General features: G+C 47.6%; 19 protein-coding genes. 3 read left to right on the forward strand and 16 right to left on the reverse strand.

The features are described 5' to 3' along the window. Window positions 1-69: 69 nt before the first annotated feature. Window positions 70-537 (reverse strand): DNA starvation/stationary phase protection protein DpsA, encoded by a 468-nt coding sequence (dpsA, locus tag BM607_RS10890; protein ID WP_006086968.1) that lies wholly within the window; start codon window positions 535-537, stop codon window positions 70-72. A 253-nt stretch (window positions 538-790) separates the two neighbouring features. Between dpsA and BM607_RS10895 the strand changes: the two genes are divergently transcribed. Both BM607_RS10895 and BM607_RS10900 read left to right on the forward strand, forming a co-directional pair. Beyond that, window positions 791-1156: a hypothetical protein gene (locus tag BM607_RS10895; RefSeq protein ID WP_071938421.1), complete on the forward strand. Its 366-nt coding sequence runs from the start codon at window positions 791-793 to the stop codon at window positions 1154-1156. 90 nt (window positions 1157-1246) lie between these two features. Beyond that, the gene (locus BM607_RS10900; protein WP_071938420.1) at window positions 1247-1810 is read left to right on the forward strand and encodes a GNAT family N-acetyltransferase; all 564 of its coding nucleotides are present in this window, start codon (window positions 1247-1249) and stop codon (window positions 1808-1810) included. 192 nt (window positions 1811-2002) lie between these two features. Here the strand turns inward: BM607_RS10900 and lipA are convergent, their stop codons facing one another. The 14 genes from lipA to leuS form a co-directional block, all read right to left on the reverse strand. Further along, a complete protein-coding gene (gene lipA, locus BM607_RS10905; RefSeq protein WP_071938419.1) occupies window positions 2003-2968 on the reverse strand; it encodes a lipoyl synthase in 966 nt (321 codons plus the stop codon). Then, window positions 2965-3618: a lipoyl(octanoyl) transferase LipB gene (gene lipB / locus BM607_RS10910; RefSeq protein WP_006082759.1), complete on the reverse strand. Its 654-nt coding sequence runs from the start codon at window positions 3616-3618 to the stop codon at window positions 2965-2967. Before lipB ends, lipA begins: the two co-directional genes overlap by 4 nt. 92 nt (window positions 3619-3710) lie before the next feature. Beyond that, window positions 3711-3977, reverse strand: coding sequence for a DUF493 family protein YbeD (ybeD, locus tag BM607_RS10915; RefSeq protein WP_006082758.1), 267 nt, complete (start codon window positions 3975-3977; stop codon window positions 3711-3713). A gap of 121 nt (window positions 3978-4098) precedes the next feature. Continuing rightward, window positions 4099-5274 carry a serine hydrolase gene (locus BM607_RS10920; protein WP_012089944.1) on the reverse strand — a complete coding sequence of 392 codons (1176 nt, stop codon included), beginning with the start codon at window positions 5272-5274 and terminating at the stop codon, window positions 4099-4101. A gap of 141 nt (window positions 5275-5415) precedes the next feature. After that, window positions 5416-6249, reverse strand: a complete 834-nt coding sequence (locus BM607_RS10925; RefSeq protein WP_012089943.1) for a septal ring lytic transglycosylase RlpA family protein — start codon at window positions 6247-6249, stop codon at window positions 5416-5418. Further along, complete coding sequence (gene mltB / locus BM607_RS10930; RefSeq protein ID WP_071938418.1) at window positions 6233-7303, reverse strand: lytic murein transglycosylase B; 1071 nt, start codon at window positions 7301-7303, stop codon at window positions 6233-6235. Before mltB ends, BM607_RS10925 begins: the two co-directional genes overlap by 17 nt. A gap of 16 nt (window positions 7304-7319) precedes the next feature. After that, window positions 7320-8426, reverse strand: coding sequence for a rod shape-determining protein RodA (rodA, locus tag BM607_RS10935; RefSeq protein ID WP_006082754.1), 1107 nt, complete (start codon window positions 8424-8426; stop codon window positions 7320-7322). Next, complete coding sequence (gene mrdA, locus BM607_RS10940; RefSeq protein ID WP_006082753.1) at window positions 8423-10279, reverse strand: penicillin-binding protein 2; 1857 nt, start codon at window positions 10277-10279, stop codon at window positions 8423-8425. The genes rodA and mrdA overlap by 4 nt, the downstream gene beginning before the upstream one ends. 61 nt (window positions 10280-10340) lie before the next feature. Then, the gene (gene rlmH, locus BM607_RS10945; RefSeq protein ID WP_006082752.1) at window positions 10341-10811 is read right to left on the reverse strand and encodes a 23S rRNA (pseudouridine(1915)-N(3))-methyltransferase RlmH; all 471 of its coding nucleotides are present in this window, start codon (window positions 10809-10811) and stop codon (window positions 10341-10343) included. Further along, on the reverse strand, window positions 10811-11140 hold the full coding sequence (rsfS, locus tag BM607_RS10950) for a ribosome silencing factor (RefSeq protein ID WP_006082751.1): 330 nt from the start codon (window positions 11138-11140) through the stop codon (window positions 10811-10813). The genes rlmH and rsfS overlap by 1 nt, the downstream gene beginning before the upstream one ends. 107 nt (window positions 11141-11247) lie before the next feature. Further along, complete coding sequence (gene nadD, locus BM607_RS10955) at window positions 11248-11898, reverse strand: nicotinate-nucleotide adenylyltransferase (RefSeq protein WP_071938417.1); 651 nt, start codon at window positions 11896-11898, stop codon at window positions 11248-11250. 24 nt (window positions 11899-11922) lie between these two features. Then, window positions 11923-12954 (reverse strand): DNA polymerase III subunit delta, encoded by a 1032-nt coding sequence (holA, locus tag BM607_RS10960; RefSeq protein WP_012587018.1) that lies wholly within the window; start codon window positions 12952-12954, stop codon window positions 11923-11925. A gap of 35 nt (window positions 12955-12989) precedes the next feature. Further along, the gene (gene lptE / locus BM607_RS10965) at window positions 12990-13484 is read right to left on the reverse strand and encodes an LPS assembly lipoprotein LptE (protein WP_006082748.1); all 495 of its coding nucleotides are present in this window, start codon (window positions 13482-13484) and stop codon (window positions 12990-12992) included. A 169-nt stretch (window positions 13485-13653) separates the two neighbouring features. Next, window positions 13654-16233 (reverse strand): leucine--tRNA ligase, encoded by a 2580-nt coding sequence (leuS, locus tag BM607_RS10970; protein WP_071938416.1) that lies wholly within the window; start codon window positions 16231-16233, stop codon window positions 13654-13656. A gap of 121 nt (window positions 16234-16354) precedes the next feature. On the opposite strand from leuS, the gene BM607_RS10975 reads away from it, so the two are divergent. Next, complete coding sequence (locus tag BM607_RS10975; protein ID WP_006082746.1) at window positions 16355-16855, forward strand: zinc ribbon-containing protein; 501 nt, start codon at window positions 16355-16357, stop codon at window positions 16853-16855. Window positions 16856-16952: 97 nt separating this feature from the next. Here BM607_RS10975 and BM607_RS10980 read toward each other — a convergent pair whose 3' ends face one another. Then, entirely contained in the window at window positions 16953-17612 is a 660-nt protein-coding gene (locus BM607_RS10980) for a methyltransferase domain-containing protein (RefSeq protein ID WP_006082745.1), read from the reverse strand. Window positions 17613-17736: the final 124 nt, after the last annotated feature.

Genomic DNA, 17736 nt, shown 5'->3' on the forward strand with positions numbered 1-17736 from the left:
GAAAAGTCGCCAAGCGTAACCGCTTGGCGACTTTTTTGTTTTGGTTAGCGAAATAATACGGCTAGCGAATTATTCCGTTAATAAGCTGCGTAGCATCCAGGCATTTTTTTCATGCAGCTGGATACGTTGGGTAAGCAGATCCGCAGTCGCTTCGTCATTGGCTTGATTCACCAGTGGATATAGGGCTCTGGCGTTACGGATCACTAACTCTTGATCGTTTAACAGTTCGCGGATCATGGTTTCGGCTTTGGTGACGCCCTGATCTTCTTTAATCTCGGTCAGCGCGGCATAGGCCGAATAGGACCCTAGCGCTCTGGCGCCTAATGCACGTACTCGTTCAGCGATAAGGTCAACCGCAAGGGCAAGCTCGGTATACTGCTGTTCAAATAGCAAATGCAGGCTAGTGAACATGGGGCCGGTAACATTCCAGTGAAAGCTGTGGGTTTTAAGATACAGGCTGTAGCTGTCGGCCAAGAGTTGGTTGAGGCCAGCGGCGATTTCTTCTCTGTTGGCTTGATTGATACCTATGTTTATCATGGCGTTCTCCTACTATTGCCTTACTGAGTGTGTTCAGTCTAATCTTCTGATATTAAATGTAAAATGAGTAAATTAGATTTTATACATCTATAAATTCGATTGAACTTTCCTGCATTAAACGCCGTAATGGTGCTGTCATTAATCGGCTTGATATCAGCTCCATTAGCCGCGTGGCAGTAACAATGCCTAGGCAGAACTGCTATCCTAGCGGCATATTGTGAGTCGATACTTGAATTGAATAAAACTGACCCTAATGCATAAATCAGCCTATTTAACCGCCATGAATGTGACAACTTGGCGAGTGCGCGACACTAAGGTGAAACCTTATTTAGTGATTTGGGATGAAAACGGTGAGTTACCCGAGGCTGAACCGCTTATCGACGCTGTGCTAAAGCTTATCGACGTCAAACGCGAAGAATGTGATTTTGATTGTGAGCCCCATACGGGTAAACAGATTGTCTGGGATTTGCGCCGCCATAAAGTGAGGCCACGCACCGCATGGTTAGTGTCTGAACCCTTAGCCGATTTATTAGTAGGTTGGCAGGCGAAAAGCGCGCTCTGGCAGCAGATTTACCAATGGCGCGAGCAAGTTAGCGGCCAAGCTGTGGTTAAGTCATAGCTCATACCTTATAAAGCATATTGAAGTCAGTCTTAAATAAGTCTCCCGAACACTGAACAGTTTAATAACGAATATTTTGGAATACATGCTTTGAACACCCCTTCAGTCGATAGCCCATTCGCAGCGCTGCTTGCCACACAACTCACCTTAGGTTTGCCTGTGGAACTGGTCGCGCTGACACCAACCTATGTTCCGCAAATGGCGCAGCTTGAATCTATGGCCCATAGCCACCCCATGAGTGAGGGGAACCTTGCCGATTGTTTCGGGCGTTTGTACCGTGTTTTAGGTTTAAAGCTGAGTGCAGGATCAGATGCTAATACTAACGCGGCTTCAGATCCGGATTCTGTCGATGGACTTTTAGGCTTTGCAATAGTGCAGCAAATTGTCGATGAAGTGACTTTATTGGATATTTGCCTATTACCAAGCCAGCAGGGTAAAGGCTACGGCAAGTTATTACTGAATGCTGTGGTGGCTTCGGCCAAGGCATCAGCCGCCGTGGTGCTTATGCTAGAAGTGCGAGAATCCAATCTTGCCGCTCGCGCTTTATATCAAAAGGCCGGCTTTATTGAATCAGGACGCCGCAAAGGTTACTACCCAATAGCAGGCGGTAAAGAAGACGCTATCTTGATGGATTTAGCGATAACCCAAGAATAAGCTGAGCATTAGCATTCATGTCGTAAAACGATAGCAACGCGAACGATTGTGATAAGTCGCATCACAAAACACTGCCATAAAAAAACAGCGCTTAAGCGCTGTTTTTTTATTTGGATAACCCTAACTCTATCTCACTTAAACTCAGCATCACCTGAAGTTTGCATCAAGGTTATCCGCATCTAAGTAAGAAGGTTATTTTACTTCTTTACCTTGGGCCTGCAAGTCTGCATGGTAGCTTGAGCGCACTAATGGGCCACAGGCTGCATGGGTAAAACCTAGCTCATCGGCTAAGGCTTTAAGCTCGTCAAACTCTGCTGGTGGCACATAACGTTCAACCGGCAAGTGGAACTTAGACGGCTGTAGGTATTGGCCTAAGGTCAGCATTTCAACGTTGTGGGCGCGCAAGTCACGTAATACTTGAGCGATTTCTTCGTTGGTCTCACCCAGTCCCATCATCAGGCCTGACTTAGTTGGCACATTTGGATGACGCTCTTTAAAGCGTTTGAGCAGATCGAGCGACCATTGGTAATTCGCACCTGGGCGCGCTTTACGATAATGCATTGGCGCCGTTTCTAAGTTGTGGTTGAACACATCAGGCGGCTCAGTTGACAAAATATCTAAGGCAGCATCGATACGACCACGGAAATCAGGCACTAAGGTTTCGATCTTGATATCTGGATTCAGTTTACGAATTTCGCGGATACAATCGGCAAAATGCTGGGCGCCACCATCACGTAAATCGTCACGATCTACCGAGGTAATGACCACGTATTTCAGCTTCATATCGCGGATTGTTTGCGCCAATTTAACCGGCTCTTCTACGTCAGGCTTAAGCGGACGACCATGGGCTACGTCGCAGAATGGGCAACGACGGGTACAAATCGCACCCAAAATCATAAAGGTAGCAGTGCCGTGGTTAAAGCATTCTGCGAGGTTAGGGCAAGATGCCTCTTCACAGACCGAGTGCAGGCCATTTTTACGCAGCGCTTGCTTGATCTCTAAAATGCGTTGATTCGATGCCGGCAGTTTAACCCGTAACCAATCGGGTTTACGCAACATAGTGTCGCGCTCTGAGGGGACGATTTTGACCGGAATACGAGACACTTTATCGGCATCTCTTAATTTTACTCCGGGTTGTAAACGTTCAGGCCTATTCATGACGCTGCTAATCCTTGATGATGAACTAGGTGTTGATAGCCCAGTAATTGGCTAAAAGTAATGGTGAGTTGCTCGCCCGCTTCAATCACGGTTTGTGGTCCGCCAAGCGCTTTGCATTGCACCATTTCAAGACCGGCATAACCACAAGGGTTGATGCGGCGAAATGGCGCCAGATCCATGTCGACATTAAGGGCTAATCCATGGAATGAACAGCCTTTACGAATGCGTAATCCTAGGGAGGCGATTTTGCGTTCATCCACATATACGCCCGGCGCATCGGCCTTGGCATAAGCGTTAATGTCGTACTTGGCGAGCATATCGACAATGCTTTGCTCTATATGGGTGACGAGTTGACGTACGCCGACTTTACTACGTTTTATATCGAGAAGAGGATATACCACTAGTTGGCCTGGGCCGTGGTAAGTGACTTGACCGCCACGGTCCACTTGGATAACCGGAATATCGCCAGCATTTAAAATATGCTCGCTTTTGCCGGCTTGGCCTTGGGTAAACACGGGCGGATGCTCGACAATCCACAGTTCATCATGGCTTTCGCTGTCGCGCGTATCAGTGTAATGCTGCATCGCATGCCACACTGATTCGTAATCTTGTTTTCCAAGATGTCGAATGTGCAAAGTCGTGTCTTGCAAGGGCAACCTCTCCCCTTAGAAATGAGTGGGCTATTATACGCTTATTGGCCATAAATGTAAGACAGATCACATTTCATGGCCTTGAGGAATATTTATAGTACGCGGCGTACACCTTCAATGGCGGCAAGTTCAGTGTACAAAATCTCGATATGATCTTTGCTGGTGACTGTTACGCGAATCGTGATGGAGTGATAGCTGCCTTTGCTCGACGTTTTGGTCGACGGAGAGTAATCACCTGGTGCATGTTTCTGTACCACAGCCACAACTTTGTCAGTTAACGTTTCATGGGCTTCACCGACGACCTTAAAAGGAAATGCGCAGGGGAAATCCATCAGTTCATCAAATTTAGTGTCTAACATACTCAGTACTCTTAGCGGCTATATTGGGATATATATGGTGACGATTATACCCGATTCAAGGGCGATGCACTCCCCAAAAAAATAAAGCCACCCGAAGGTGGCTTTATTTATGTGACTTAGCTTAGCTAAACCATCCAGAAAACATCTGTTTAAAGTAATCTACTAATTTACTAAACCAGCTGCCTTCGTTGACTTCTTGCAACGTCACCAGTGGGAACTGGGCGATGTCTTTACCATCAAGTTGGAAGAATAGACGGCCAACAGTCTCACCTTTCTTCAACGGTGCATCTAATGGCTTAGTCAGCTCGAAGTTAGCTTTCAAGTCTTTACCACGGCCACGGCTGATGGTGATAGGTGTGTCAGTTGCCACGCCTAAATCAACCGTGCTCTTGTCGCCGTACCAAATTTGCTGAGTGATAAAGCTATCGCCCGCCTTGTATGGTGTTACGGTTTCGAAGAAACGGAAGCCATAGGTCAGTAATTTCTTACTTTCAGCTTTACGGGCAGATTCACTTTGAGTGCCCATCACCACTGAAATTAAACGCATGCCGTCTTTGGTTGCCGATGCCACTAAGTTGTAGCCCGCACCTGAGGTGTGACCGGTTTTGATACCGTCCACGTTCATGCTGTTATCCCACAATAAACCATTACGGTTGTATTGTTTGATACCATTGAATGTATAGAATTTTTCGCTATAGATGTGGTATTCATCTGGCACGTCGCGGATTAACGCTGCGCCCAGTAATGCCATATCATAGGCGGTTGATTTGTGGTTTTCTGCATCTAAACCGTGGGCGTTTTCGAAGTAGCTATCACGCATCCCCAGTTGCTTCGCCCATGAGTTCATCATGTCAACGAAGGCGCCTTCAGTACCGGCAATGTGCTCAGCCATCGCCACACACGCATCGTTACCCGATTGAATGATGATACCGCGGTTTAGATCGCCCACTTTAACCGTGGTGCCCACTTCAATGAACATCTTAGAAGAGTCTGAGAAGTTTTTAGACCAAGCATTTTTACTGATAGTCACATCATCATCAACGGAGACATTGCCCGCTTTGATTTCTTGACCGATCACGTAACTGGTCATCATCTTAGTCAAACTGGCTGGGTTAAGGCTTTCGTAAGCGTTACTTTCAGCGATAATCTGACCCGAATTATAATCCATCAATACGAACGCCTTGGCGGCTACTGAAGGTGCATCAGGTGTAATAATAGGCTGCGCAGCATAAACGGGGAGAGAGGCACTGGAAATTAGCAGCAATGTTTTAATGGGACTTTTTACAAAATTCATCATTAACTTGGCACGTCTTTTAGTTGTATGAAATGGAAAGGATTCGAGAAGATCTTCAACAGTGTACCACTTTCCGACAGTGGGTTTTAGTGAAGGTTCCTTCATCTCTATTTTTAAATCAATTCTGATCAGAGCAAACGGTCATTATTCATGGACGATATAGCCCTCAGGAAAACCATTTTGCTTGACGTTATTGAGTAGCTTGTCGGCTAACTCTGGCTGACCTATGGGGCCGAGCTGTAGTCTAAACATATTGTTTGCCGCTTGTACACGGGTCTTGACCTGATATTTCTGTTCAAGCTCTTTCGCCATGGCATTGAGTTTGGCCCTATCTTTGGAGGCCACTAACTGAATGTAATGGTTGCCCGTATCTTGCGCGCTGACTACGCCAGAATTAGTGGCTGCAACACTGCCAACATAAACCACATCCAGTTTGATCCGCGCTGTGCCTTTGCCGAGCATACCGAGTTTATAGGCGGCGGCATAGGAGACATCGAGAATACGATCTGAGTGGAATGGTCCACGGTCGTTGATGCGAATGATCACTTGCTTATTGTTATCTAAGTTAGTGATCCGAGCGTAACTTGGCAGTGGCAGTGTCTTATGGGCACCCGACATGGAATACATGTCATAGGGCTCGCCATTAGAAGTCTCGTAGCCATGGAATTTCTCTCCATACCAAGAGGCGCGGCCAGTTTCACTAAAGCCTTGGCCCGTGTTCATCACAGTATAAGACTCACCGTAAACCGTATAGGGTTTGTTACCACGGCGGCTATAGGGTTCGTACTTAGGCGTCGCGTTCGGCACATTATCCACATTCGGTGGATTCAGCGGCAGCTTGTCATTCTTCAGCGAATAACGGCCCTTGTTCGGGTCCATGTTTTTCTTGCTGGCGTTGTTTGGGCTTGAAGAACACGCCGCAAGGGCGAAGCACATAACCAAGGCGGCAAGCTGTAAAAGATTATTTTTTAGAGGCATGCTGTTCTTTTAATTGTTGGCTAAATTGATAAACGGCCATTGAATACAAAGGGCTACGATTATAGCGAGTGATCACATAAAAGTTATTTAAGCCAAGCCAGTAGTCACTGTGATCCGCTTGTTCAAGCTCAATCAGTAAGGCTTTTTGCGAAACATCTAAGTCCCGCGCATCGGCTAAGGCTAAGGTCGGCGTTAAAATATCTGCAACTTTATAGTTCAGCTTTTCACCTGCCCACACTTTCGCTTTAGGTGCAGTTTTGCTGTTGTTCACTAACGGTAAAGCGACCGGCGCATTGGCTTGCCAACCGTGTTCGTGGAAATAATTGGCCACACTGCCGATGGCATCCTCAGGACTTTGTAATAAATCGCGGTTGCCGCTGCCATCGAAATCAACCGCGTAATGGCGGTAACTTGATGGGATAAACTGGCCATAACCCATAGCACCCGCGTAGGAGCCCTTGAGGGTATCGATATCTAAATGTTCTTCTTTTACTAACTTCATTAACTCGCCAAATTCCTTACGGAAAAAGGTGGCGCGCGGCGGATAGTGAAAACCTAGGGTATAGAGGGCATCAATCACAGGATAATTGCCCGTGTATTGGCCGTAGAAGGTTTCAATGCCGATAATGGCGACAATAATCTGTGGGTCAACTTTGTACTTAGCCGCGGCTTTTGCGATGGTTTTCTCGTGTTTTTTCCAAAAGGCGAGACCAGCGTCGAGGCGTTTCTCGGTTAAGAAGATGGGATAATACACATGCCAAGGTTTTGCTTCCCATGGACGGGTCATCGCATCGATAACCCCTTGGTTGTATTTTGCCTTGTCGAGAAAAGCGAGCACTTCTGTACGAGTAAAACCTTGTTTTACTTGAGCTTGGATAAACTCTTCTTTGAGTTCAGCGGGAATTGTGGGCGCGACTTCAGCGGCCGGAGCCACTGGCGTGCTTGGAACGGGTGCCTGCGCGGGTGTCGGTTCGTTCGCCGTGGTACAGGCGACTAACAATGAACTAAAACACAGTAAACCGAGTGGAGCTAAAAAAGCTCGGAGAGTAGGCATGAAAAGTCCCTAAAAATTATCTATCTACGAAACGTCTATGGGTATGAATGCTCATAAGAATGCCAAACCCTGTCATCAATGTCAGCATGGAGGTTCCACCATAACTGACAAGGGGCAGTGGTACACCTACCACGGGCAGGATACCTGAAACCATGCCAATATTCACAAAAACATAAACGAAAAAAGTTAGCGTGATACTACCGGCCAGTAGTCGAGCGAAGCTGGTTTGGGCGCGCGAAGCAATGACTAAGCCGCGGCCAATAATATAGAGGTACATAATTAACAGTAAGATACTGCCAATTAAGCCAAATTCTTCACCGATCACCGCAAAGATAAAATCGGTATGACGTTCAGGGATAAATTCAAGCTGTGACTGAGTGCCGTCGAGCCAACCTTTGCCCCAGAGTCCGCCGGAGCCGATAGCGATTTTCGACTGAATAATGTGGTAACCCGCGCCGAGGGGATCTTGCTCAGGATCGAGCAGGGTCAATACCCGTGTTCTTTGGTAATCGTGCATCAAGAAATACCAAAGGATAGGCAGGAAGGCGAGCACTGCGGCGATAAAGCCACCAACAATGAGCCAGCTCATGCCGGATAAAAACAACACGAAAATGCCCGATGCGGCCACTAAAATCGATGTGCCGAGGTCGGGTTGTTTAGCGATAAGTAGAGTCGGCACCAGCAAGATCACCGCCGCACCCGCAAGATAGCGTTTCTTCGGCGGCAGAGGGAACTTACTGATATACCAAGCCATAGTGATGGGGAAGGCGAGTTTAATCAGCTCTGAGGGTTGAAACTCCATAAAGCCTAAGTTCAACCAGCGCTGCGCGCCTTTGTTGATTTCACCGAAAAAGTGCACCCCAAGCAGCAAGACAATCCCCGCCAGATAAATGGGTAAGGCCCAACGCTTAAGCGCTTCAGGATTGATTTGCGCCATAGTGAACATGATGCCGAGCGACAACACCATACGGAACAGCTGCCGCTCCATCATCTCTAAATCTTCGCCGCTGGCAGAATAGATGACGAACAGGCCAAAGCCCATCACAGCCAATAGGCCGAGCAATAATGGCAAGTCTATGTGCAAGCGTTGCCAGATGTTTTGATATTGGCTATGGGTACTCATGGTTGCGGTTTCCAAGTATCTCTAAGCATATATTCATCGAGCATGGCGCGAGCGACGGGGCCAGCATTTGCGCCGCCCCAACCTGCGTTTTCCATCACGACTGCGAGGACGATTTTAGGATCTTCGAAGGGCGCATAGGCCACAACTAAGGCATTATCGCGGAAATGTTCGGCAATTTTACTCGCATCGTATTTGGTATTTTCTGCTACGCCAATAACCTGCGCCGTACCGGTTTTCATCGCGGCGGTGTAAGTGGCATCGGTGAAGCGTGATTTATTCGCCGTCTGGCGCATCGCTTCGTTGATGATATTCCAGTTACGGGGACTATTAAGCTCAATCGGCGGTAACTCATTAATCGGTGAGTCAATCTTGGCCGTATTGTCTTTAATGGACTTCAGCAGATGCGGTGGAAAACGACGGCCTTTGTTAGCCATGATCCCAACGGCATTCGCCAGTTGTAATGGGGTTGCAGTCCAATAACCTTGGCCAATACCGACGGAAATGGTATCGCCTATGTACCAAGCTTGATTGTACTTTAAGCGTTTCCATTCTTTGGATGGCATGTTGCCGGAGGATTCTTCAAAGATATCGATTCCGGTATTTTGACCAAAGCCAAATTGCTCCATAAAGCGGGCAATATGGTCTACCCCAACTTTGTAGGCGAGTTCGTAGAAGAAGGTATCGCAGGATTCAGTAATGGCACTGTAAACGTTAACCCAGCCGTGTCCCCAGCGTCTCCAGTCACGGTACTTACGTTCGACACCGGGAATTTGCCAAAAACCTGGGTCCCACACACGGGTGCTCTCGGTAATGACTTTTTCATCTAAACCTAAGAGTGCGAGATGGGGCTTGATGGTTGATGCGGGCGCATATTGACCTTGGGTTGCGCGGTTGATCAAGGGGCGTGATTTATCGTTGAGTAAGGCGCTGTAATCTTTGTTATTAATCCCTTGTACAAATTGGTTTGGATCATAGCTTGGGCTCGACACCATAGCTAAAACGCCACCGTCACGGGGATCGATTGCAACAATAGAACCGCGCAGACCTGTGAGTAGCTCAACTGCTTTTTGCTGCAGTTTGAGATCTAATGTCAGGTAAATATCTTGCCCCGGCTCTGGCGGCACAATTTTTAAGGTGCGAATCGCGCGGCCGCGGTTGTTCACTTCTTCTTCTAAGTGACCCGGTTTGCCATGCAGTAGGGATTCATAAAATTTTTCAATGCCTTGCTTACCAATGTCCTTGGTAGCAGCATAGTTTTTCCACAGATCGCTGCGCTCTAACTGGGCGCGATCTCGGGTGTTAATCTTGCCGACATAACCCAGTACATGGGTGATTTGCGCGCCGTAGGGGTAGTTACGCTTCAGACCCGCTTCGACTGAAATGCCTGGAAATTTATGTTGGTTAACACTGAAAATCGCCACTTGCTCTTCGGTGAGCTGGTTTTTCAGCGTCAGTGGCTTGAAGCGGCGATGAAATTTCAGCGCTTCGGTAAAGGTTTCGCGCTCATCCTCACTGATCTCAATTAACTTGCCGAGCTCATCTAGGGTCTCTGACATGTTGCTGATTTTTTCGGGAACTAGATCGAGTGAATAGAAGGGTAAGTTTTCAGCTAATAGTACGCCGTTACGATCGTAAATGAGACCACGGCTAGGAGCTATTGGGACAACGCGGATACGGTTATCATTCGAGCGAGTTTCATAATCCTTATAGGATTCAACCTGTAAATGATAAAGGTTGGTAACTAACACACTTAATAGGGCGAAAACGCAAAAAAAGGTGAATAGCGCTCGGCGCTTAAAAAGAGACGCCTCGGCGGCGTGATCATGCATTGTTATCCGCTTTTTTGGCGACACTTATGCTATCTCCGGCTGATCCCATGACGGGTGGTTGACACTCGTTAACATCAAGATCCCGCTATTCTCTATGGTAGGGGTGATTCGTGTTCACGCTCCACGCGCGGTACAAACTTTCGGCGACCACAACCCGTACTAGGGGATGAGGTAAGGTTAATGCCGACAGGCACCAACTTTGGTTTGCCGCTTCTTTGCAAGCTGGCGCTAATCCTTCCGGTCCACCAATCAGTAAACTGACATCGCGACCATCCAGTTGCCATTTAGTCAACGCGGTTGCTAGCTCGGGGGTCGTCCAGTTTTTGCCGGGGAGATCTAAGCTAACAATATGATTGCCTTTGGGAATAGCCGCCAACATTTGTTCGCCTTCCTTTTGAAGGATCCGGACAATGTCGGCATTTTTCCCCCGCTTTCCAGCGGGTATTTCGATGAGCTCCAGCGCCATATCACGGGGAAAACGGCGCTGGTATTCTTCGAAACCACGGGTAACCCAATCGGGCATCCGTGTTCCTACTGCGATGAGCTGTAACTTCATCAGTCTTGCTTTTCTGACCAGAGCTTTTCAAGCTGGTAGAAATCACGGGTTTGATCTTGCATAACGTGCAGGATCACATCGCCCATGTCCACAAGAACCCATTCGCTGCTTTCGCGGCCTTCAACACCTAAAGGTGGAATACCGGCTTTTTTCGCTTCAACCACAAGGTTTTCAGCGATAGCTTTAACGTGAGTCTTTGATGTACCTGAACATATGACCATGTAGTCAGTGATGTTAGATTGCTTGCTGACATCCAGAACAACAACGTCTCTGGCTTTCAAGTCGTCGATCTTGTCGACAACAAACTGTTTTAATTCCGCGCTCTGCACGCTGGCGTACCTCATTAATTTTAAATAGCGCGGTAGTATACCAGTGTTGCAGCTGGGAATACATTGCCATTGGCAGTTGAGTTGGCGATATCTGCTTACGGTTCGAGCTAAGGTAAGTAAAGTTGTTGATTTTGGATGTAATCTAGCGTGACGGGCATGAGTAAATCGACGGGAATTTCGCCTTTTGCCAGTTGTTCGCGGATTTGAGTCGAGGAAATATCCTGTGGCGTAATTGTCACAGGGAAAATCTGCCCACTGTTTTTATGGGTACTTTTAGCATGCTCTTCGTGTGTTTCTTGGGGCGCTTGACTGCGGGCCGTCAATATCTGCTGCATAGGATGCGCAGCATCGAGCTGCCAACCGGGGCGCTGGCAGACAACGAGGTGGGCAAAGTCGAATAGGCGTTGCCACTCATACCAGCTTTTTAATTGGAGGAAAGAGTCCATCCCCATGATAAAAAACAGCTCATGTTCAGGATGTAAGCTTTTCAGTTGCTCAAGGGTGACCACTGTGTAGGAAGGCGTGTCGCGTTTAGCTTCGATATCGCACAGCTCAAAGCCATCAAGCTGCGAGCAGACATCGGCAACCATATTAAGCCGCTGCGCTGTGGTTAAGTTAGGCTGATGTTTATGGGGCGGAATATGGTTCGGCATCAGCAGGATTTTATCCAAGGCTAATGCGTGTTTCACTTCAATCGCCGGACGGATATGACCATAGTGTATCGGGTCGAAGGTGCCGCCTAAAATACCAATGCGCATATCAACTCTTTGGTTAACCTATGATTAGTCTATGGCTATATGTGCCAGATGCCGATGGGCTCGAGGATCAAATAACAGACACAGGTGGCTCAGCCCAGTCCAATCCTCTTTACCCTGCTGCTTTAAGTTGAGCTCAAGTTTCGAGGCAAGGGCGAGCATGTGTTCGAGCTGTTCGAGGCTGAGCCGTTGCAGCGCCGCTTGATACAGAGGCTTACGTTTATCCCAAATTCTATGTTTACTCCAGAGCGCACTCAGCGCGACGCCTTGGGCTTGCTCGCATTTCAAATTGAATAATAAGCCGAGCTCTTTAAACAAGGCCCACAGCAGGATAGGTAAGGCTGTGCCTTCGCCATTGAGCTGGGCCAGCATGTGCTGCGCGCTATCCTGTTTATTATTCAGTAATGCATCCGTGAGTTGGAATACGGTGAAGCGCGACTGATCCTCAAAATAGTGGCTCAGTTCATCGGCACTGACGGGATTTGTTGGACTCAGGAGTTGCAGCAACTGCATGGCTTGATCGGCAGCCAGTAAATTGCCTTCATAAAGCGAATGCAACATAGCGCGGGCATCCGGCTGCAGATTGAGCTTAAAGTGCTTGATGCGGCCATCGAGCCAGCGCATAAACTGATCGCCCTCTGGCGTAGCGCAGGGCAGATACATGCCATGGGCATCTAAGGTCTTAAACCATTTGCTGTTGGTTTGCTCGTTGGCGAGCTTTGGCCCTTCGATAATCAACAGCATATCGGGATTGGGCGTCTGCAATAGGGCCTGCAGTGTGCTTGAGCCTTCGGCACCGGGCTTAGATTGTGGAAGGGTTAACTCAATTAGACGCTTACTGGAAAACAGGCTCATGGCCTGCCATTCCTGAGTCAAGTCGTTCCAATTAAAGCCCGTCTCTTGAATGAGTTGGACTTTTTCATCGAAACCCTGACGCTTGGCGAATTGGCGGATCTGATCTTTGGTGGTTTCAATCAACCAAGGATCATCCCCAAAAATCAGATAACAAGGAAATAACTGGTTAAGGTGGCGGGAGAGTTGATCGGGATAGACTCTCATTTAGTAGATTATCCGCATTTAATTGATGACCCGCATTAATTCACCTCAGTACTGGCCATCGCTTGCAGAATACGATCCGCAGCTTGGATACGCATTTCTTTCGTCAGCAATTCCATTTCACGACTCTTTGCCAATGCGGTACGTGGATCGTCTAAGTAATCGCGGCGAATTTCAACCTTGAAAGGCTGCGCTTCTTTGCCCGGCAGTGCCACAGCAAATTCGACTAAATAAATCAGCTCATACTCGGCGACGTTACCTGTGGGGTACAAAGATAAGGTCGAGCGTTCTAGGGAGTCGGTGATTAACCTTAATACTGGAACGTCATCGGCGGCGTCGACAACTTGGATATTGTTCAAGCGCAGGCGTTCACGCACCAAACGGGTGAGTTCGCTGTATTCATCCGCGCTGCTCAAACTCAAATGATTGAGAACATCGGGGATCTGATAACTGCGTTGAAGCTTAAAACCGCAACCGGCGCTGGTCATCATCACTAGCGCCATGATTGCGAAGCATATGCGTTTGATTAGCATAGATTTCGCGGTTTCCTATTCGTTGTATACCTGCTGGCTTGAAGCGGCAGCTTTGTTGGCGGCTTTCAAGTAACCCAATCACTTAGAAAACTTAAGCTCATGGGCTGTTGTTAATTGCCGCCTTGCTGCCACTTCAATAACTTAGGGTATAGCTAGTTATTAGCAGCGGTTAATTGGCCACTATGCTAAGCAGTTTGCCCGGCACATAGATCACTTTACGTACAGTCAGGCCGTCTAGGTATTTGATCACGTGCTCATCACTCATGCCTAAGGCTTCTACTGATTCTTTATCAGCATCGGCAGCCACTGTGATTTTTGCGCGAACTTTACCGTTAACTTGCACAACGATGAGCTTGCTGTCTTCAACTAGCGCAGCTTCATCAACGACTGGCCATTGGCTGTCTTCGATGTTGCTTGCATTGCCTAACTCGTTCCACAGGTTAAAGCTCACATGCGGAATGATAGGGTACAGCAAACGCACTATGGCTGATAAGGCTTCGCCGATAATGGCGTTGTCTTGACCTGTGGTTTGTGGCGCTTTTTGCAGATGGTTCATCAGTTCCATCACGGCGGCAACCGCAGTGTTGAACATCTGACGGCGGCCGATATCGTCGGTCACTTTAGCAATCGTCTTGTGGACTTCACGGCGCAGCGCTTTTTGGTCACTTGTTAACGTGCTGACATCTAAGGCTTCGCTGTTAGCTTGGTTCACATGCTCGTTTGCCAGTTTCCACAGACGTTTAATGAAGCGGTGTGCGCCTTCAACGCCAGACTCTTGCCATTCCAGAGTTAATTCTGGTGGTGAGGCGAACATCATAAATAGACGAACCGTGTCGGCGCCGTATTTTTCGACCATGACTTGAGGATCGATACCGTTGTTTTTCGACTTAGACATCTTGCTCATGCCGGTATAAACCAGTTCGTTGCCGTCTTTGTCGATAGCCTTAGTAATGCGGCCCTTGTCGTCTTTTTCTGTGGTCGCTACATCTAAAGGAGAAACCCACACACGGGCGCCTTTTTCATTGATGTAGTAGAAAGCATCGGCCAACACCATACCTTGGGTCAGCAGTTGTTTGGCTGGCTCGTTAGAGTTAACCAGACCTGCATCACGCAGCAACTTGTGGAAGAAGCGGAAATATAACAAATGCATACACGCGTGTTCGATACCGCCAATGTATTGATCCACAGGTAGCCAGTAGTTGGCTTTAGCAGGATCTAACATTTCGTCCGCATGCGGGCTGCAGTAACGAGCGTAATACCAAGACGATTCCATAAAGGTATCGAAGGTATCGGTTTCGCGCAGCGCATCTTGACCGTTGACTTGGGTTTTCGCCCATTCTTTATCGGCCTTGATTGGGCTTTGAATCCCGTCCATCACCACATCTTCTGGCAGTAATACTGGCAGTTGATCTGCTGGCGTTGGGATCACAGTGCCGTCGGCTAAGGTCACCATAGGGATTGGTGCGCCCCAGTAACGCTGACGTGAAACACCCCAATCGCGCAGGCGATAGTTGACTTGGCGCTTGCCTTTACCTTCGGCGACTAACTTGTTGGCGATGGCATTAAAGCCCGCTTCAAAGTCTAAACCGTCGAACTCTCCCGAGTTAAACAGTACGCCTTTTTCGGTATAAGCGGCTTCGCTGATATCAACGTCGCCATCAACTGGCTTGATCACAGCTTCAATCGCCAGGCCGTATTTTTTCGCAAATTCGAAGTCACGTTGATCGTGGCCTGGAACTGACATCACAGCGCCGGTGCCATAGTTCATCAACACAAAGTTAGCTGCCCAAATCGGCACTTGCTTACCAGTGATAGGATGAATGGCGAAAAGCCCTGTAGCGACACCGCGTTTTTCCATGGTCGCGAGTTCGGCTTCTGATGTTGTGCTGTTTTTGCACTCATCGATAAAGGCGGCAAGCTCAGGATTGGTGTGCGCGGCGATTTCAGCCAATGGATGACCTGCAGCAATCGCCACATAAGTCACGCCCATTAAGGTATCAGGACGCGTGGTATAGATATCGAAGCTTTTATCGTGGCCTGCGACGCCGAAGGTCATTTCTACGCCTTCGCTGCGACCAATCCAGTTACGTTGCATGGTTTTGACCTGATCAGGCCAGCCATCTAAGGTATCGATATCGTTTAATAATTCTTCTGCATAGGCAGTGATCTTAATGAACCACTGTGGAATTTCTTTTTGTTCCACAGGGGTATCACAGCGCCAGCAGCAACCGTCTTGAACTTGCTCGTTCGCCAGTACGGTTTCATCGTTTGGACACCAGTTGACTGAAGCTGTCTTTTTATAGACTAGGCCTTTCTCGTACAACTTAGTGAAGAACCATTGTTCCCAGCGATAATATTCTGGGGTACAAGTGGCGATTTCACGGCTCCAATCGTAACCAAAACCCAGCAGTTTCAGCTGGTTCTTCATGTACTCTATGTTTTCATAGGTCCATGGCGCAGGCGCAGTCTTGTTGTTAATCGCGGCATTTTCGGCGGGCAGACCAAATGAGTCCCAACCGATAGGCTGGAGCACGTTTTTGCCTTGAAGACGTTGAAAGCGTGCAACTACGTCACCTATGGTATAGTTGCGTACGTGTCCCATGTGGAGTCTGCCAGAAGGGTACGGAAACATCGAAAGGCAATAAAACTTTTCTTTGTTTGCGTCTTCAGTGACTTCGAAGGTTTTGTTGTCATGCCAGTGCTTTTGCACTAAGGCTTCAATTTCTGAGGGATTATATTGCTCTTGCATCACTCTATTTCCGGCAGTGCCGCCTATTATTTGATCTAACGCCATATCAGCGCGAGTAAGATCTGCATAGAATAAACTAGAAGCGATGCATTAAAAAGGTTCGTATGAAGGAGTATTGGTTATGAATGATAGAAGTAACGTGTTACTAGGACTGTATCAAGCCTTAATTACCGAAGTGAAAGCTCAATTTGCAGAAGATAACACGCTGACTGTAAAGAACTTATTTAACTCTGTCACTCAAGGTAAGGAGTTTTTACGTCTTAAACAACAGGCTGGAGAAGATGAGCTCGCTTTAGTAGAACAATTCTTAAAACGTGATATTACCAGTTTTCTTCGCGAGCAGAACGCCGATAGTCTGAGCCACAGCCAAACTGTGATTACTTTGGAGAATACGCTTTGGCATTGGTTGGGTGAAATAACCGATCGTAGCCAAGTGGAATGGCATGAATTAACGCAAGATTTTAAGCAAAATGGTTATTACAAAAGTGGCGACATAGTAAGTCAGGGCATCATGGTATGCACTAACTGTGGCAATGAAATGAGTATTGAATTTCCGAGTCCCATCCCAGATTGCCCAGAGTGTGATCACGAAGAATTTACCCGCGAGCCGCTAACGCCTTAGTCGCGTTAACGATCTTATTTCGTTAAAACGACGCATCTGCGTCGTTTTTTTGATCAATTAAACCGAAATCACCGCTATCTTGGTTAATCAGACAATATCAGCTGTTCGTACGACAGTAACTGAGGATTTGGCCACCGAAAGGCGCCAATAAGAATTCAGTGTGAATGGGTTTATGTTGTGTGTGTTCGTAACCTAAGGTGACCATACGTTTACTGAATTTGGCATGATTACCACGACCGGGATCGACCAAGACCACATCGCAAACCGGTTTAGCATGCTGCTCAATAAATTGTGACAACAGATCGGCATGTTCTTGTTCGTACAAGAGATCGCTGCCAATGATCAGATCAAATAAGCCTAAATTCGTTTCTGCATCTGCCCATCCAGTGCGCACAAACGGGATCGCCCGACCATGATTTAAATCGACATTCTGCTTAAGGAAATTTCCTGATTCTGGGTGATAGTCTGTTGCCGTGATATCGGCGTGCCTATGGTTCAGCACTAGACTCGCGAGCCCAATACCACAGCCCACTTCAAGAATACGTTTATTGCCAATTTTGTAGTCTGCCATGTGGTGCGAGAGCACTTGGCTCGATGGCCAGACTATGCCAAATAACGGCCAAGTTGCGGAGGAAATACCGAGCTTTTCAGCTTCGCCATCGATGTCGTCAAATTCCTGATTGTCTCTTAGGGTTCTGACATGAATATCGAGATCGCCAAACTCGTGGGTTTGGTAGCGCACGCGAAGCAGTGCCATAGAGTTGCCTTGATGTGTACCTTAGTTAAGGAACGAGGTAATGGTACCAATCATATTGGCTATGCAGACACAGTAACTATGAACAGTAACTATGATTGGTATAAGGCCACGTCTAATCGTTCAC

It is taken from the genome of Shewanella sp. SACH, from assembly GCF_001887095.2.
GTDB lineage: Bacteria > Pseudomonadota > Gammaproteobacteria > Enterobacterales > Shewanellaceae > Shewanella > Shewanella baltica.

Coding starts and splice junctions, on each gene's coding strand:
- dpsA (WP_006086968.1), bottom strand. CDS start 537: ATGATAAACATAGGTATCAATCAAGCCAACAGAGAAGAAATCGCCGCT.
- BM607_RS10895 (WP_071938421.1), top strand. CDS start 791: ATGCATAAATCAGCCTATTTAACCGCCATGAATGTGACAACTTGGCGA.
- lipA (WP_071938419.1), bottom strand. CDS start 2,968: ATGAATAGGCCTGAACGTTTACAACCCGGAGTAAAATTAAGAGATGCC.
- ybeD (WP_006082758.1), bottom strand. CDS start 3,977: ATGTTAGACACTAAATTTGATGAACTGATGGATTTCCCCTGCGCATTT.
- BM607_RS10920 (WP_012089944.1), bottom strand. CDS start 5,274: ATGATGAATTTTGTAAAAAGTCCCATTAAAACATTGCTGCTAATTTCC.
- BM607_RS10925 (WP_012089943.1), bottom strand. CDS start 6,249: ATGCCTCTAAAAAATAATCTTTTACAGCTTGCCGCCTTGGTTATGTGC.
- mltB (WP_071938418.1), bottom strand. CDS start 7,303: ATGCCTACTCTCCGAGCTTTTTTAGCTCCACTCGGTTTACTGTGTTTT.
- rodA (WP_006082754.1), bottom strand. CDS start 8,426: ATGAGTACCCATAGCCAATATCAAAACATCTGGCAACGCTTGCACATA.
- rlmH (WP_006082752.1), bottom strand. CDS start 10,811: ATGAAGTTACAGCTCATCGCAGTAGGAACACGGATGCCCGATTGGGTT.
- nadD (WP_071938417.1), bottom strand. CDS start 11,898: ATGCGCATTGGTATTTTAGGCGGCACCTTCGACCCGATACACTATGGT.
- holA (WP_012587018.1), bottom strand. CDS start 12,954: ATGAGAGTCTATCCCGATCAACTCTCCCGCCACCTTAACCAGTTATTT.
- lptE (WP_006082748.1), bottom strand. CDS start 13,484: ATGCTAATCAAACGCATATGCTTCGCAATCATGGCGCTAGTGATGATG.
- leuS (WP_071938416.1), bottom strand. CDS start 16,233: ATGCAAGAGCAATATAATCCCTCAGAAATTGAAGCCTTAGTGCAAAAG.
- BM607_RS10975 (WP_006082746.1), top strand. CDS start 16,355: ATGAATGATAGAAGTAACGTGTTACTAGGACTGTATCAAGCCTTAATT.
- BM607_RS10980 (WP_006082745.1), bottom strand. CDS start 17,612: ATGGCACTGCTTCGCGTGCGCTACCAAACCCACGAGTTTGGCGATCTC.